17 protein-coding genes are annotated in these 13,454 nt (G+C 60.0%); all 17 read right to left on the reverse strand.

Annotated features, from left to right (window positions below):
* Position 1 precedes the first annotated feature (1 nt).
* The 17 genes from AACY11_RS08570 to AACY11_RS08650 all read right to left on the reverse strand — a co-directional run bounded on the left by AACY11_RS08570 (position 2) and on the right by AACY11_RS08650 (position 13,451).
* Positions 2–1,237, reverse strand: a complete 1,236-nt coding sequence (locus AACY11_RS08570) for a DNA circularization protein (protein WP_339494422.1) — start codon at positions 1,235–1,237, stop codon at positions 2–4.
* Positions 1,224–2,999 (reverse strand): phage tail protein, encoded by a 1,776-nt coding sequence (locus AACY11_RS08575; protein ID WP_339494424.1) that lies wholly within the window; start codon positions 2,997–2,999, stop codon positions 1,224–1,226. The genes AACY11_RS08570 and AACY11_RS08575 overlap by 14 nt, the downstream gene beginning before the upstream one ends.
* Positions 2,999–3,184 (reverse strand): hypothetical protein, encoded by a 186-nt coding sequence (locus AACY11_RS08580; RefSeq protein WP_339494425.1) that lies wholly within the window; start codon positions 3,182–3,184, stop codon positions 2,999–3,001. Before AACY11_RS08580 ends, AACY11_RS08575 begins: the two co-directional genes overlap by 1 nt.
* A complete protein-coding gene (locus AACY11_RS08585; RefSeq protein WP_007908778.1) occupies positions 3,130–3,426 on the reverse strand; it encodes a phage tail assembly protein in 297 nt (98 codons plus the stop codon). Before AACY11_RS08585 ends, AACY11_RS08580 begins: the two co-directional genes overlap by 55 nt.
* Positions 3,423–3,770 (reverse strand): phage tail tube protein, encoded by a 348-nt coding sequence (locus AACY11_RS08590; protein WP_007908779.1) that lies wholly within the window; start codon positions 3,768–3,770, stop codon positions 3,423–3,425. Before AACY11_RS08590 ends, AACY11_RS08585 begins: the two co-directional genes overlap by 4 nt.
* A gap of 67 nt (positions 3,771–3,837) precedes the next feature.
* Positions 3,838–5,334 (reverse strand): phage tail sheath subtilisin-like domain-containing protein, encoded by a 1,497-nt coding sequence (locus AACY11_RS08595; RefSeq protein ID WP_221732485.1) that lies wholly within the window; start codon positions 5,332–5,334, stop codon positions 3,838–3,840.
* Positions 5,334–5,516 carry a DUF2635 domain-containing protein gene (locus AACY11_RS08600; protein WP_221732484.1) on the reverse strand — a complete coding sequence of 61 codons (183 nt, stop codon included), beginning with the start codon at positions 5,514–5,516 and terminating at the stop codon, positions 5,334–5,336. Before AACY11_RS08600 ends, AACY11_RS08595 begins: the two co-directional genes overlap by 1 nt.
* Positions 5,513–6,097, reverse strand: a complete 585-nt coding sequence (locus tag AACY11_RS08605) for a phage tail terminator protein (RefSeq protein ID WP_221732483.1) — start codon at positions 6,095–6,097, stop codon at positions 5,513–5,515. Before AACY11_RS08605 ends, AACY11_RS08600 begins: the two co-directional genes overlap by 4 nt.
* Before the next feature lie 147 nt (positions 6,098–6,244).
* Positions 6,245–7,261 (reverse strand): phage late control D family protein, encoded by a 1,017-nt coding sequence (locus tag AACY11_RS08610; RefSeq protein ID WP_339494427.1) that lies wholly within the window; start codon positions 7,259–7,261, stop codon positions 6,245–6,247.
* Between the two features lie 9 nt (positions 7,262–7,270).
* Entirely contained in the window at positions 7,271–7,483 is a 213-nt protein-coding gene (locus AACY11_RS08615) for a tail protein X (RefSeq protein WP_339430579.1), read from the reverse strand.
* Positions 7,476–7,859, reverse strand: coding sequence for a phage tail protein (locus tag AACY11_RS08620; RefSeq protein ID WP_339494428.1), 384 nt, complete (start codon positions 7,857–7,859; stop codon positions 7,476–7,478). Before AACY11_RS08620 ends, AACY11_RS08615 begins: the two co-directional genes overlap by 8 nt.
* Complete coding sequence (locus tag AACY11_RS08625; protein ID WP_339494429.1) at positions 7,859–10,198, reverse strand: phage tail tape measure protein; 2,340 nt, start codon at positions 10,196–10,198, stop codon at positions 7,859–7,861. The genes AACY11_RS08620 and AACY11_RS08625 overlap by 1 nt, the downstream gene beginning before the upstream one ends.
* Before the next feature lie 128 nt (positions 10,199–10,326).
* Positions 10,327–10,908: a phage tail assembly protein gene (locus AACY11_RS08630; protein ID WP_339430577.1), complete on the reverse strand. Its 582-nt coding sequence runs from the start codon at positions 10,906–10,908 to the stop codon at positions 10,327–10,329.
* A gap of 183 nt (positions 10,909–11,091) precedes the next feature.
* On the reverse strand, positions 11,092–11,598 hold the full coding sequence (locus AACY11_RS08635) for a phage major tail tube protein (RefSeq protein WP_160056265.1): 507 nt from the start codon (positions 11,596–11,598) through the stop codon (positions 11,092–11,094).
* Positions 11,598–12,764, reverse strand: a complete 1,167-nt coding sequence (locus AACY11_RS08640) for a phage tail protein (RefSeq protein ID WP_339494431.1) — start codon at positions 12,762–12,764, stop codon at positions 11,598–11,600. Before AACY11_RS08640 ends, AACY11_RS08635 begins: the two co-directional genes overlap by 1 nt.
* Before the next feature lie 2 nt (positions 12,765–12,766).
* Complete coding sequence (locus AACY11_RS08645; protein ID WP_003222199.1) at positions 12,767–12,952, reverse strand: hypothetical protein; 186 nt, start codon at positions 12,950–12,952, stop codon at positions 12,767–12,769.
* A 103-nt stretch (positions 12,953–13,055) separates the two neighbouring features.
* Positions 13,056–13,451 (reverse strand): hypothetical protein, encoded by a 396-nt coding sequence (locus AACY11_RS08650; RefSeq protein WP_339464348.1) that lies wholly within the window; start codon positions 13,449–13,451, stop codon positions 13,056–13,058.
* Positions 13,452–13,454 lie beyond the last annotated feature (3 nt).

Here is a 13,454-nt window from a genome sequence, read left to right on the forward strand (position 1 = left end):
CTTACTCCCTGGACACGTTCACGTCGTTAGGTGAAAAGCCCGGATGGTTCATCGCATTGCTCTGAGTCACTTGAGTCACCCGGGTAGCATCGGCAAATTGCTTGTAGGCCACGACCAGCGCCGGCAGGCTTTCCTGGAACGATTTACTGATCTGTCGCACACCGGATGACGCCACAGCCTTGAGATGCGCGATCAGCGCTTCCTTCACATCATTGATTGCCTGGTGATGCTTGGGGTCGGCCTTGTCCAGCATCGGATCAATGGCCGCCCCGATTGCCTTCTGCAGCGCTTTCATCTCATCGGTCACCGGTACTTCCTGACGGGTTACCGGTTGATTCGCCTGCTGAGCCACCGACGGTGTCGATGACAATTTCACCGCAGGGGTCGCTATCGGCATCGACGCCACCCATTGCGCCACTTTCACCAGCAGGGTGTCCTGCACCAGATCGGCCATGGCTTGCGCCGCCGCGTTGGTGTCCTTACCGGTGGTGATCTTCGGCGCATCAGCCTTGCGGATGGCCTCGAGTTGTTGGGACACGTCGGCAATCACGCCACGGTAGCCTTCCTTCGCGAATTCCTTGAGTTCTTTGATATCACCAAGCAAGCCCTTGAACTCGGCCGCCACTTCCTTGGGCAATTCCTTGACCGCTTTGACCAGTTCGGTGATTTGCCTGTACTGCTCGATCAGCGGTTTGAGCTGTTCCTTGATCACCTCGTACACCCCGGTGAGGCTGTTGCGCAGATTGGCGATGCCGATCCGCGCAGCCTTGATCAAGGTCATGGCCTGTTCGAAGCGCGCTACCGCCGAACCCAGCAGCGTGTCGGCTTTCGACAACAAGACTTTCTGGGTGCTGACGGTGGCGGTCGGAAAAGGCAGCGGTTTATCGGGGTAAAACTTCAACGCGAAAGTCACCAACCCGCCGTCCTGGCGGGTGTGGGTCATGTCGCATTCGCCGACCTTGACTTGCAGGCGGCCGAGCCACGGGTGCACCAGCTCACCGCTGCCCGCCTCCAGCGCCTTGAGCAGCTTGTCACGCTGCTCAAGGCAGTCAGGGCCGATGATGAACGCCGTCAGATCGTGGGTCTTGGCCTGCTGACCAAGGTCCTCGAAAAACGGCAGGTCACGCTGCGGATACTCATGCAACTGACCTTTGCGACCGACCGGGGTTTTCGCCTGATCGATCCAGAACCCGACACCGCGAAAGGATGCCGGCAACAAACGGTCACGCCAGTTCATTGGAACCTCCTGCCGACAGCGAGCGATAGCCAATGCGCGAAGACAGCGCCAGGCCCGGTTGATTGGTTTGCGGTTGATCGGTGCGCAGCCCCGCCGGCGCATTTTCGAAGCGCACGGTCAGGCCGCCTTCGAGTTGCGTACGGTTGTTGGCGGCGCTTTGCTGGATCAGGGCGCTGGAGGTTTGTGGCAGCGAACCGCCCTGCAACACACCGTTGGACGACGTTTGAGGGCTTGCGCCAAAGAACGCCGGCGCCAGTTCCCCCTTGCCTTCTGCATTGGTCTGCTGTTGCGCCTGAGTCAAGGTTTCGACCTTGCCGGTGACCTTGGCGATCAACCCGGCGAAACCACCGTCGAACAACTCCTTGATCGGCGCAATGACGGTTTGCAGCTTTTGCCACAACTCGCCGAACCACTCGGTGATCGGCCCCCAGTTCTTGATGATCTGCCCCAACGGCGTCCATTCGAACATGTTGTGCAGAAACTCCAGTACCGGCGCAGCCAGCGCCTGCACCACACCCCACAGCGCCGAAAATACTTCGCTGATCGGCTGCCAGTACGTCGCAATCTGTTCCAGCGGCGACCACTCGAACAGGCTCTGGAAGAAGCTTTTGATCTGCTGAGCCGAAGTTTGCAATGCGGCCCAGACCGGTTCGAAGAAGGCCACGATACTGCCCCAGTTGTTGACGATCATCCCCAGAGGGGAATAGTCGAACAACGTGCCGAAGAAGTCCTTGATGGCTTGTGCCGCCGGTTGCAGCGCCGTCCAGATCGAGGCAAAGAACCCGGTGATCGCCCCCCAGTTGTTGATGATCATCCCCAACGGTGTCCAGTCGAACAGACCTTTGAGGAACGCCATCACCGGCACACTCAAGGCCTTGAGCAATTCCCAGATCGCCGAAAACAGACCGGTCAGCGGCGCCCAGTTTTCCAGGATCATGCCGGCGGGCGTCCACGAGAACACCGATTTGAAAAAGTCGATCACCGGCGCGGTGACGGTTTTGACCTTGTCCCAGATGCCCGAGAAGAATCCCGCAATCGGGGACCACAGCGCCGCCAGTGCATCCAGCGGTCGCCAGTCAAGGATCGAGCGCAACGTCGCCATCGCACTCACACCGATGTTTTTCACGCCCTCCCACATGCCCTTGAAAAAAGCGCTGATCGGCGTCCAGTTGGCATAAATCAAACCGGCCGCCAACGCGATGCCCATCGCGATCAACATGATCGGATTGGTCTTGAGCACCATGCTCATGACGTCCATGACCTGGGTCATACCGGTGACGGCGGTTTGCATGGCAGAGAAGGCAATCGCCCCCGCCGCCAGGCCTTCGACCAGTTTCGGGTTGTCGGCGAGCAGGCTGCTGACCTGGTTCAGCATCGGTTCCAGCCCGACCACCAACGCCCCCACTGCCGGCACCAGTGCCGCATCCACGGCAGCCGAGACCTTCTCCATCGCCGCACTGAACACGTTCATGTTCTGCGCAGCCACTTTCGGTGCGGCAGGCAGGTCGACGGTTTTCGCCGCCTCGCTGACTTCGGTCAATTTGCCCTGAAACGCCGCCGCCGACTTGATGCCGTCCACGAACGGCGTGATCACGCTGCCGCCCTTGAACAGCCCGCTGATGTCCAGTTTGCCGAGGCTGGTCTGTTCGAGGTTTTTCTTGAAGCTATCGACTTTCACTCGCAGGGCGCCGAGTTTGGGCGACAACTCATCGATGCCGGTAATCAGCACCGATGTTTTGGGGTTGCTATCTGTGTCTGCCATCACTGCACCTGCTGCATCGCGTTGATCCGTTGCGCGTGCTCCAGCGATTCGCGGAGCACATCCAGTGGCCTGGCCATCATCTGTTCGGGGTCAACCTTCCAGAACCAGGCCAGGTCATAGGCGACGGCGATCAGGTCGGTGATGGCGCCGACGCCGCACTCATGAAAAAACTCGCTACGGCCCAACTCAGCGCGTTGAGGTCAGCCAGATCCAACTGGTTGACCGACGACGGCGGAATGCCGGCGCACACGGCGATGTATTTGGCCGCGACGTCCATGTCGAGGCTGACCTCTTCGCTCTTGTCGATCTTGTACGGCAGCGCCTTGATCGCTCGCACTTCCTGCACCGTCGGACGGCGCAGGACGAGTTCGGTCAGGGGCTCGCCGTGAGCTTCGATCGCAACTTGAAGCTTCACGGCGCCGCTCATTGCCAGGTCCCCTTGATGCCTTCGAATTTCAGTTCGATGGTGGCGTCATCGCCCTTGGAGACTGGCTCTTCGACCAGGTACGCACCGGCCAGCACGTAGACTTTGCCGTTGCTGAATTCGCAGGTGACGGTGATGTCCGTGCCTTCGATCAGCTTCTTCAGCGGGAAGTCGGCGGTGTGCAGCGCGGTCACTTTGAACGACGGCGCGATATCGGTTTCCTTGTAGAAGCCGGGTACGACGGTTTCGCGTTTGACCGCCATCAGCGGGGCTTCGCAGCCGCCATTGATAGTCAGTTGCGCGCCGTCGACTTTGACGTAGCAGGTGCCTGCAATCAGTTGACCCATGGTGTTACTCCCTTCAATAAAAAAGCCCACGCGAGGTGGGCTGAATGCTTGACGCTAAACGCGGTTATCAAGCCGCGTCGTCGTACTGCAGACGGAATTGGTTGAGCAGTGCGAACACGCGCAGACCGTTGATGTAATCCGGCGGGAACAGCACGTTCACGCGGCTCGGGTCCTGCACGTCACGCTCGACGATCAGGTGCTCGGCGAACAGCTCGGCGTTCTCGACGTGGCCTTCCAGTTCGAGCTTGGCGTACTGGGCAATCAGCTCACCGCGAATGGTGCTCGGGGTAACGATTGGCTGGCCGGCGCCGAAGCGGGTGCCGTCGGAGGCCAGTTTGTGGCGACCGTATTTGCTGGTGATCACGCTTTGCAGACGACGCACGATGAACGCCGACTGGTGCATGGTTTCGCTGTCCAGGTAGGAGTTGTCGGCCTGGCCGTAAGCGTTCTTCTGGTACGTGGTGATCGAACGCTGGATGCGCACGTAACCGCCTTCGTAGTAAGCGGTGGCGATGCCGTAGTTGAGCAGCGACTGACGCTCGGTCAGGGTGAAACGCTCGCTCGCCGGCGCCGGATCGACACCCGGCAGGCTGCCGCTCTGGGTCGGACGGCTGGCGTCGGCGGAGATGAACACCGACGTGCGTGCGGCCAGTGCGGCGGCTTGAACCCAAACCGGTTGCGGTACGCCCGGCTCCAGCGCCTGAATGGTCATGTGCTGGTCGTTGCGGGCCTGGCCTGCGGCGACCAGCGTGCCAACGGTGCCGCGCTTGGCGCTGTAGACGTGACCGAACAGTTGCTTAGCCCAAGACCAGCGACCGGTGCTGTCATCCATGACCGCTTGCCAGGTGTTGAGGGTCGACAGATCCGACCACGGCAGCGCGATGAATTCGAACGGCTCATCGCCCAGCGCCGCGACCGCAGCGACCTGATCCGGTACACCGACGCCGCCGGTCATGGCGGTAATCGCGGTGGTCAGGCCAGCCGGGGTTTCTTCGCCGTTGCTCTTGCCCAGGCGATTGAATTGCAGGCTGATGTCGTTCCCGCTGTCGCCGGTCCATTTCGCGGACAGGGTCACTACACCTTCAGCAGCCGCAGCGCTGACCGGCAGATCAGCCGTGGCGTTGATTTTCTGCGCCAGCGCAGTGGCCGCTTGCGCCGCCGTGGCACCGTTGACCACGGTGGCTTGCACACGCACACCACCGACGTACAGGTTGAGCACGCCAGCCTGAGTCGCGGTGCCGGTCAGGGTCAACACGCCTTTGGCGATAGCGCCTTCAACGTTGTGCAGTGGCAGGCACCAGATCTCGCCGATCGGGTCAGCCTTGCGGAAGGTCTCGTACATCGAGGCGAGCATCGAACCTTGGCCGCCGATGCTTTTCGCCAGCGCGACGCTGGAGACCAAAACCAGTTTGCCGACTTCGGTCGGCGCGATGTTGTCATTGACCTGGGCCACGATCAGACGGCGCATGGCCGAGGTCGCGCTATTGGCGGCCGAGTTGTCCATTTCGGCATAGAACAGCGGTACACGAATGTCCGCGGGGATGTTGCTGAATCCGATCGCCATTATTTGGCTCCCTGTGGTTTAGCCGCTTTTGCGGTTTTGAGTGTGATATCGCCGTCGGTCAGACGTCGGCGCCACCAGGCGCTGTCCAGCACTTCACGGCCTTCAAGAGGCAGCAGATCGCCCGCCTCCGGGTCTGGCACGGCACGGCCAGCGGCCGGCACTACGGTGATGCGATTGCTCATGGGGTTACGTCTCCAGAGAAAGTCAGTTCCACCCGCCCATCGGGGCCCGGGCGTTTCAGGTTGGGGTCAGCGGGGTCGATCGCATCGACCCGCACGGTGGCCCCGGTAAAGGACGACAAACCGTCCAGTTCACGTTCGTGCCAACTTTCCGCAGGCTGACTCGGCAGATTGCGGCCAAGCTGGAACTCGGCAAAAAAGCGCAGCCGGTAAAAGACGCGGCTGCTGTTGATCGACACCATCTCGCCGCCGTCATAAACGATGGCGCTGTAGTCGGCATCGGCTTTGAAACCCACCAGCGCACGCCACAGTTCGGCGCGCAGGTCGTGCAACAGATCCAGCGCTTTTGTAGCGTCGCTGGCGTCAAGCACCAGAACGATGTCGAAGCGGTCGCGGATCGGTTGGGTGGTGAGGTTTTGGGCGGTGCTGTTACTGGCCAGATCGGCCAGCGGTGTGACGTGGGCCGAAGGTGTCGGCAGATCGGCGTTGCCTTGCAGCAAGGCCAGATCCACGCCCACCGCAATGTGATTGGCAAGGCCAGGGCATTGCGCACGCAACTGCGTGAGGATCGGGGTGATCTTCATGGTGGTGTTCCAGAATGAAGGGAATTACCGCAGGCCCCCATGTGGGAGCGGGCTTGCTCGCGAAGGGGACGGCGCATTCAACATCGATGGCGACTGACACAACGCTTTCGCGAGCAAGCCCGCTCCCACTTTGAGTTTGTGCGGGGATCAGGTCTTGGCGTCGAGGCCGCTTGCCTCGATCAAGCAGCGATAGCTTTCCTCGCGCTTGCCGCTGGCGGTGACCTTTTTGATCGACCAGCGACCGCGTATGAAGTCCGGCCAGGTGTCATCGAGCACCAACAGGCCTTCGGCGGCCAGCAGCGGATCGCCTGGGCAGGTAACCTTCAGCTTGTATTTCTCGCGCAGCATCTTGCGCACTTCGGCTTCGCCGATGGCTTTGGCTTCTTCTTCACTGGCCTGTTTCTGGCGAATGACCTTGTAGGGCTCGGAACCGGTTATCACCTCGCGCAGTTTGCCGGCGGCGATGTCCCAGAAGCAGGTCTTGCAACCCTGATTCTGAGTACGGGCCGTCTCTTCCAGTGTGGCGCTGATGAAGGCATGATCACCCGGTCGATTGTTGCTGGTCACCGACAGCCTGACGTCAGGTATCACCTGGCCCGAGAGGTTTTTCAGCTGCGCCGGTTTCGCCAGCACGTAGAGGTCGTTGAACGGTTTGGCCACCGCGTCGTACTTCTTTGCCAGTCGTGTGATAAAGCTCATGTCGGTTTCGTTCGACTGATCAACATGAGCAATCCGGATCAGCGCCAGCTCTGGATCGACGCGCGGCGAAAAACCGTGCGGCGAGACCAGTTCGCGAAACAGTCCGCCCAGGGTTGTCGGGCCATGACTGGCTGTGCGCCGTTCCTTGAATCGGGTCTCATCCTTGCCGCTGAAAGGCGCTGCGGTAGCCACCAGTGTCAAGCGTAACGGGAACAGCGTCGGGGTCAGTCGAGTCACCTTGAACTGGCCCTTTTCGACCAGCCCGGACTCCAGATAGCCAACCCGCAGGCCGATTTTTCCGCCCAGGGTCGGCAAGCCTTCAAGGCCTTCCAGGTCGATCACCAGTGTCAGCTGATCGGACTCCATCCCGGCGGCATCAATGTGTTCCCAACTGATCAGGCGCTGGTTCAGCAGGGCATGGTTGGCCCCGTAGATTTCGATCGCCGGTGTAAATCCCTGTGCCATGCAACCTCCTTAGTCCCACGCCAAAACCGGCTTGATCGCGGCCGGTCTGCTGTCGAGTTCCGGCAAGGTCACCCAGACACCGGCCGGCAAGACCGGGCCGTGTTCGGCCAGGGTCGGGTTGAGTTTCCACAGGGCTTCTTCGGCGGCGTCATCGCTGCGACCGGTCTCGCGGTAGAGCAGCAGATTCACCGAATCACCGGCCACGCTTCGGACCTTACGCATTGTTGAACTCCGCTAATTCGAGGGTCCAGTCCACCACCATCGCCGTACCATCATCGATGATGCAGGTCTGGGTTTCCTGAACCATGGTGATTCGCCACAGGCCCCAGTTTCGACCGATGCCATCAATCAGCGGCAGCGGCACACGAAGGGCTTGCAGCGCCCGCAGCTCATCCAGCCGATCCATGGCCACCGCGTACATTGATTTGCCAGTGATGGTCAGGGTTTCGGGCTTCTGTCCGATTTGATGGGACTTGGGTTTGCTGGTGAGAATCTGCAGTTCCGTCCAGCCGCCGTCGGATTTGCGCGCCAGCGTGCTGTAGGCGAAATTGCGCGAGAGGCCGAAGATGAAACTGCCCAGGGCCATTTGTTGTTTCATCAGGCGACTCCATCGGTGAGGGCTGCGTCACGGCGGGTGGCGAGGGGGTTGGTGTTCATCGTCGGAATGAACTGACTGTTGAAGTGGTTTTGCATGACCTGCGAGATCATCGCGCCAACCTTCTCGGAACTGGCCACTTCGCTGCCGCTGATCTGTATCGACGGTGCATAGGTGATTTGCTGGTTTTGGGTCTGCGCGCTCGATAGATCTTTGGCAACCTGCGCTGGTGGGGCAAGTTTGTCCTCGGGAGGCGTCGCCAGTTTTTCACCCAGATAGGATCCGAGCATTGCGCCCAATGTCCCACCAATGAAAGTACCGATACCCGGCGCAATGAACGTACCTATGGTGGCACCAATGGCGGTCCCGGCCAGTTCGCCGGCGGCGCCTTTTACCGCTTTTTCATCGCCCTCTCGCCAGCCTTTCAGTCCCGAGTACGCAGCATGCGCAATGGCCAGTGGCGCACCGACCTTGACGAAGGGCAATGCTTTAGCAACCGACGGCATGACCTTGGCGCCCAGACTTTCAGCGAGAGGCGCAAGTTTGGCGACCGGCCCTTTGAGCCGTGAGCTCAGCTTGCTGCCAGCGATGTCATCTGCCCAGAGTTTGACCCCGATCTTCACTTGATCAAAAAGCGGCGCGACTTTGGCCGTCATACCTGCCAAACGACCGCCCCCAGTGACGCGTGGGACTGTTGCGCGAGCCGGTGCTCTGGAAAGCGAACGCCGACCAGGCCCACGTCCAGAGCGTTTCTTTTTCCGACGCCCATTACCATCGTCGTCACCGGTAATCGCGTCGGCGATATCCGCCGGCAATCGCGTGGATGCCAGGCGTAGCAGCTTCTTGGCAACCAGGTCGAGCACCGACGCCACGCCCAACTTCAACGCGCCGCCCACAAACGGTAAAGCTGCAGCGCCAAGCAGAACCAGACCGGCAGTGAGGGCCGGAAGCGCTTCTGCTGCGGCGCTCACACCCTTGACCAACGTCGTGAGAACCACCGCGGCGCCATCGGTTAAAGGAGCCAGGGCATTGCCGAACGCTGCAGAAAACCGATCGAGGCTCGCATCCAGCGCATTCCAACTCGCTTGCGATGTATTCGATTGCGCCAGGGAGGCCTGATTGAGCGCGCCCCCTTCTTCACCACGAGCCGAACTTGCGTAGCTTTGTTTGTCTGCAACCAGTGAAAAAGCGCGTTGCACTTCACCGGTGTTCTCCAACAATTGAATAATCGGCCGGTCAACTGTGAAAAGCGCCTTTGACGAACTCAATTGTTTATCAGGGTTTTGCTTTTTAAGTGCCTCAAGCACTTGCTGGATTGCGTCAGGGGCATCAGCCTTCATCTTGGCAGCCAAGGTTTCAGGATTGAATCCCAACTGCACCATCGCCGCCTGCTGGGAAGGCGTGGCCTTATCCCCCAAGGCCAGGGTCGTGATGATTTTTTCGAACGCCACTCCGGCATCCGCCCTATTGACGCCGGCATTGAGCAACGCCGCGGAAAACGCTGCCGATTCCTCGACCGACAATCCGGCCCGTTTTCCCGACGCACCGTAACTGCCGAGAATCGCGCCGATGTCAGCCATCGGAGCACTCAGGCTACCGCCGAGCACAGTGACGGCGTCGGCCAAATCGAGCGTTTCTGGCCGTTCAAGGCTCATCGAGGTACGCCAACCGATCAACATATCGGCGGTGTCCAGTGCCTTCATTCCAAACGCTGTCGCGGTGACGCCTGTATCTAGGGTGAAGTCCACCAGGTTTTTTCGCCCGGCAGCCGGATCAACGTTGCCCTTGTCATCGACTGGACGCCCCACCCCGGCCCTGGCGGCGGCGAGCTTGACGTCGATCAGATCAAGGGCGGTCGTCCCGCCAGCGGCGACTTTTTCTTCAGTGGCCATTTTCTCCAGCATGACCAACTGAGATTGACGCTGATGACTATCAAGCCCTTCAACCCGCCCAAGCTTCACCATCGCAGCGTCGAGTTCGATGGTCGTTTGCAAACGCTTAGGGGGAAGATCGCCAGCATCCGCACTGCGCGGTATTTTTTGCTCACTGCCAGCGGCCGTAGCGCCCAATTGCGCTTGCCGATCATTTATCGCCTGTTGCAACGAGCGCTGCGAGGTCAGCACCTCGTGTATCGATCCCAGCACATCCCTGAGCTGGATCTGTTCGGCTGTCAAATTGCGCAACTCGACGGAGGCATCGACCAGTGCCAGTCTCAGCCCGGCGAACCCACCTTCAAGCCTTGCCGCACCTGCCGGGTCTGCCCCCGCCCCAGACAATGCCGTAGACGTCAGGGTCTCTTGATTGACCTTCGCGAACGTCAACGCATAGTTATCATCTGCCATGCCGCTCTACTCCTGTTTCACGCCAAGGCGAGTGATCGCTATGTCGTAGCGGCGCAACGCCTTTTCGGCGTCCCATTCCAGAATCTCCGCCTCACTTACCGGGTAAATGAGCGGGACGATATCGAGGATTACTTCGATGTCGCGTTCCGAAAGTAGGCCGCCGGCTGGTTTAAAAAATCGTCTATGCGCACCTGCAACTGGGTCCAGTCCGGGACGGTCAAGTGAGCCAGATCGGGGATCATCAGGCCGGCGCAGTGGGCGGTGATGAACTCGGCGCGTTCCTTGGCCGTTTTCAGTTTCTTCATCACTTTGGTGGCGCGCAGCACCGGCATTTCCAGGCTCAGCGACGTCACGGTGCGGCCGGTCACGGCGAGCGGTTGCAGCAGTTGGATTTGATCGGGATCGTCGGACTTTTCCGCGTCTTCAACCTGATCGAGAAAGTACGACGCCGGACGGGTCGACATTTCGTGCACGTACTGGGCGATGCTCACGTAGTCCGGGCGTTTGAGCTGGTCGAGTTCCTTGACCGACAGGCCGGTAGCGAGCAGCGCCAGTTCGAAGAACTGATCGTCTTCATCATCGCCGGCGCGTTCCAGTGCTTCTTTTTGCGCGGCATAGAACAATGGTTTGAGCTGGATCTGTTCGATCTGCGCGCCGTCGTCGCCGGTGATCGGCGACAGCAGGTCATGCTGGGGTGGCATCCACGACATGAATGAATTCCTTGGTGATTCTTGAGGAGGGGTGTTGCTAAACATCGGCCAGTCACACTGGCCCAATGTGGGAGCGGGCTTGCTCGCGAAGGCGGCCTGTCAGATGAATGAGTGTCGACTGTCACACCGCATTCGCGAGCAAGCCCGCTCCCACAGGGTCAGGTGCCGGGCTGGCTTACAGCGTTACGGCATCAGCACCGCACGACGCGCATCACCGAGGATGTCGACGCCGTTGAGCACGAATTTCTGGGTGCGCACGTCGATGTCGATCACCGGAATGCCGTTTTCCAGACGGTTGTAGGTGCGGCAGGAGAAGTCCAGCGTCGTCAGGGCTTTGCCGCCCATTTTGATCGCGTCCTCACCCATGGTTTTGAGCTTGCCGCCGATGGTGTGATAGGTGAACCAGGTGTTGCCGTCCTGATCCTGACCGGCTTCACGCACGTTCAGCAGGATGTCGTCGCCCAGTTTTACCCCCATCGCCAGCAACACTTCAGCACCGGTGCCTTGCAGCTTGATCTGAGCATTCAGCGGCTTGGCGCTCTTGGCCATTTCCTCAACGATGAAGCGCCCGCCCGTCATGCTTTCCATGTCGAAATCGATTTTCGGCGGGGTGAATTCCTCAACGGTCGCCGACAGCGGCAGGCCTTGCAGGGTGGCCGCGATGGCCTGTCTTACGCGGTTGGTAAACATTAGAGAACGTCCTCCAGGAACTGCTCGATGATTTCATCGCGGGCGTTGAGTTGATAAACCATGTGTTCGTTCGGCGCGTAGCGGCCGTAGTCGATGACCACGTACCAGGTGCCGTTCTTGTACTTCTCGACGCTGTTGAGTTCCGGGTGCAGATAGACGCTACCGCCAGGAATGGTTTCGTCGGCGACCAGGGTCTGCAGCCAGTCGTTGATGCGCTTGACCTCTTGATCCATGAACGACTTGGTCAGGTTTTTGGCCATGGCTTTCTGGCCGGCCTTGACCAGCTTGCGGCTGATCGCATCTTCGAGGCCGACGTAGCTGATGAACTTGCCGGTGATCGAGCGGTTACCCAGTAGCGAGAAGCCGCCGAGCACGGTGCGGGCGTAGTAGCTCACGCCGTAACGGTTGAGCAGATCGCCTTCGGTGGAGGTGTCGAGGATGTTGTATTCCACGACGCGGGAAACGTCTTCGGCGTAGGTCACCTGGTTGCCCGGGCTCTCCCACTGCTTGACCTTGGCCAGCGCGGCAATTGCCAGACTGGAAGGCGCGAGGAAGACGTTTTTCTTCGCGGCTTTCGAGTACACGGCCGGCATGTTGTGCACCACCAGGCAACGGTCGAAACCGAGATCCGCACCGCCCAGTTCCTGGCTGTACAGCACTTGATCAGCAACCGAGGCGTCCTTGCCGTCCAGCACCACACGGGCCTTGATGCGCTTGCCGAACGAGGCGAACTCGCTGGCCACCGCTTTGGTGCCGGTGAAGCCCGGCGCGCCGATGATGGTCAGGTCTTCCGGGACACTGCCCAGTGCGGCCAGACCGAGCTTGCGGCCGGTCGCCGGCTCAACGCCGCCGATCACTGCGTTGACGGTGTCGGCCGGAGTCGCGCCCGCTTCAACGATCACCACGTACACCGGCACCTTGACCACTTTAAGGATCTGGTAAACCGCGTGGTACAGCGTGCCCTCTTCGGCGCCGGTCGGATCGAGCAGCGCGTGGGTGGTGAAGCTGTTGATGCGGAACGGGGCGTTACGCGGAATCAGCGGATCAGCTTTCGGCGCGGTGCCGACCAGACCGATGACGTTGTCACCCAGGCCACCCATGGCCTCGGGGGATTCGGTGGCATTGACGGTAATGCCGTTGTGCTCGAAGTTCAAAACCTCAGCCATGTTCAGTCAGCCTTCTTGGCAGCGGCCTTTTTGGCCTGGGTGGTAGGTGTTTTCAGTTCCAGTCGACCGGCGGTGTGCAAAGCACTCGCCTCGACGTCGAGCAGATCAAGGTCTTGACCGACGCTCGACCAGTGCCCACCGCCGGTGGGGAATGGGACGAGCACGGTGTAGGTTTGGCGGGTTGCCATTTTTCGTTTCTCCATAAACGGGAAAGCCCCTCGTGGGGAGGGGCTTGGCGGGTGTTGAGTTTCGTATAAGAAAACGCCCTGGCGATGCGGGGCGTTTATTCAGTTATGGCAACCGAGGAACTTGCCATGGGAATTCCTGCTGAATTTCATTGAATCTGCACACTCCAGCAGCACGAATACCTTCCCAGCCTGGTTCTCCCATAATTTCCATGCGCTGCGCTTCGGCGAAAAATCGATCCGAACCGGTAGTGGGATTGGCATAAGCGCGAAGTCGTAGAGCTTCGACTTCCTCAGCGGTATATGACGCAGGCTGTTGCTCAGGCAGGGCATGTTTGGAAATAACGCCCGCGGCATCGAGTTTCCAAACGCCATCCATCTCTTGTGTAATGCGCATCCACAGGCTTTCATCGACTTCGAGGGCGCCCTCGGGAATTTCATTTACGCCGCGAATCAGGCGTGAGTTGAGAATGCCTGTGGCATCAAATGTCACGTACTTCATGCC

It is taken from the genome of Pseudomonas sp. RA_105y_Pfl2_P56, from assembly GCF_963970845.1.
Lineage (GTDB): Bacteria > Pseudomonadota > Gammaproteobacteria > Pseudomonadales > Pseudomonadaceae > Aquipseudomonas > Aquipseudomonas baetica_A.

What these genes read in the sequence shown, in the direction of transcription:
- AACY11_RS08570 (WP_339494422.1), bottom strand. Translation starts at nt 1,237, where the DNA reads ATGAACTGGCGTGACCGTTTGTTGCCGGCATCCTTTCGCGGTGTCGGG.
- AACY11_RS08575 (WP_339494424.1), bottom strand. Translation starts at nt 2,999, where the DNA reads ATGGCAGACACAGATAGCAACCCCAAAACATCGGTGCTGATTACCGGC.
- AACY11_RS08585 (WP_007908778.1), bottom strand. Translation starts at nt 3,426, where the DNA reads ATGAGCGGCGCCGTGAAGCTTCAAGTTGCGATCGAAGCTCACGGCGAG.
- AACY11_RS08590 (WP_007908779.1), bottom strand. Translation starts at nt 3,770, where the DNA reads ATGGGTCAACTGATTGCAGGCACCTGCTACGTCAAAGTCGACGGCGCG.
- AACY11_RS08595 (WP_221732485.1), bottom strand. Translation starts at nt 5,334, where the DNA reads ATGGCGATCGGATTCAGCAACATCCCCGCGGACATTCGTGTACCGCTG.
- AACY11_RS08600 (WP_221732484.1), bottom strand. Translation starts at nt 5,516, where the DNA reads ATGAGCAATCGCATCACCGTAGTGCCGGCCGCTGGCCGTGCCGTGCCA.
- AACY11_RS08605 (WP_221732483.1), bottom strand. Translation starts at nt 6,097, where the DNA reads ATGAAGATCACCCCGATCCTCACGCAGTTGCGTGCGCAATGCCCTGGC.
- AACY11_RS08610 (WP_339494427.1), bottom strand. Translation starts at nt 7,261, where the DNA reads ATGGCACAGGGATTTACACCGGCGATCGAAATCTACGGGGCCAACCAT.
- AACY11_RS08615 (WP_339430579.1), bottom strand. Translation starts at nt 7,483, where the DNA reads ATGCGTAAGGTCCGAAGCGTGGCCGGTGATTCGGTGAATCTGCTGCTC.
- AACY11_RS08620 (WP_339494428.1), bottom strand. Translation starts at nt 7,859, where the DNA reads ATGAAACAACAAATGGCCCTGGGCAGTTTCATCTTCGGCCTCTCGCGC.
- AACY11_RS08625 (WP_339494429.1), bottom strand. Translation starts at nt 10,198, where the DNA reads ATGGCAGATGATAACTATGCGTTGACGTTCGCGAAGGTCAATCAAGAG.
- AACY11_RS08630 (WP_339430577.1), bottom strand. Translation starts at nt 10,908, where the DNA reads ATGTCGTGGATGCCACCCCAGCATGACCTGCTGTCGCCGATCACCGGC.
- AACY11_RS08635 (WP_160056265.1), bottom strand. Translation starts at nt 11,598, where the DNA reads ATGTTTACCAACCGCGTAAGACAGGCCATCGCGGCCACCCTGCAAGGC.
- AACY11_RS08640 (WP_339494431.1), bottom strand. Translation starts at nt 12,764, where the DNA reads ATGGCTGAGGTTTTGAACTTCGAGCACAACGGCATTACCGTCAATGCC.
- AACY11_RS08645 (WP_003222199.1), bottom strand. Translation starts at nt 12,952, where the DNA reads ATGGCAACCCGCCAAACCTACACCGTGCTCGTCCCATTCCCCACCGGC.
- AACY11_RS08650 (WP_339464348.1), bottom strand. Translation starts at nt 13,451, where the DNA reads ATGAAGTACGTGACATTTGATGCCACAGGCATTCTCAACTCACGCCTG.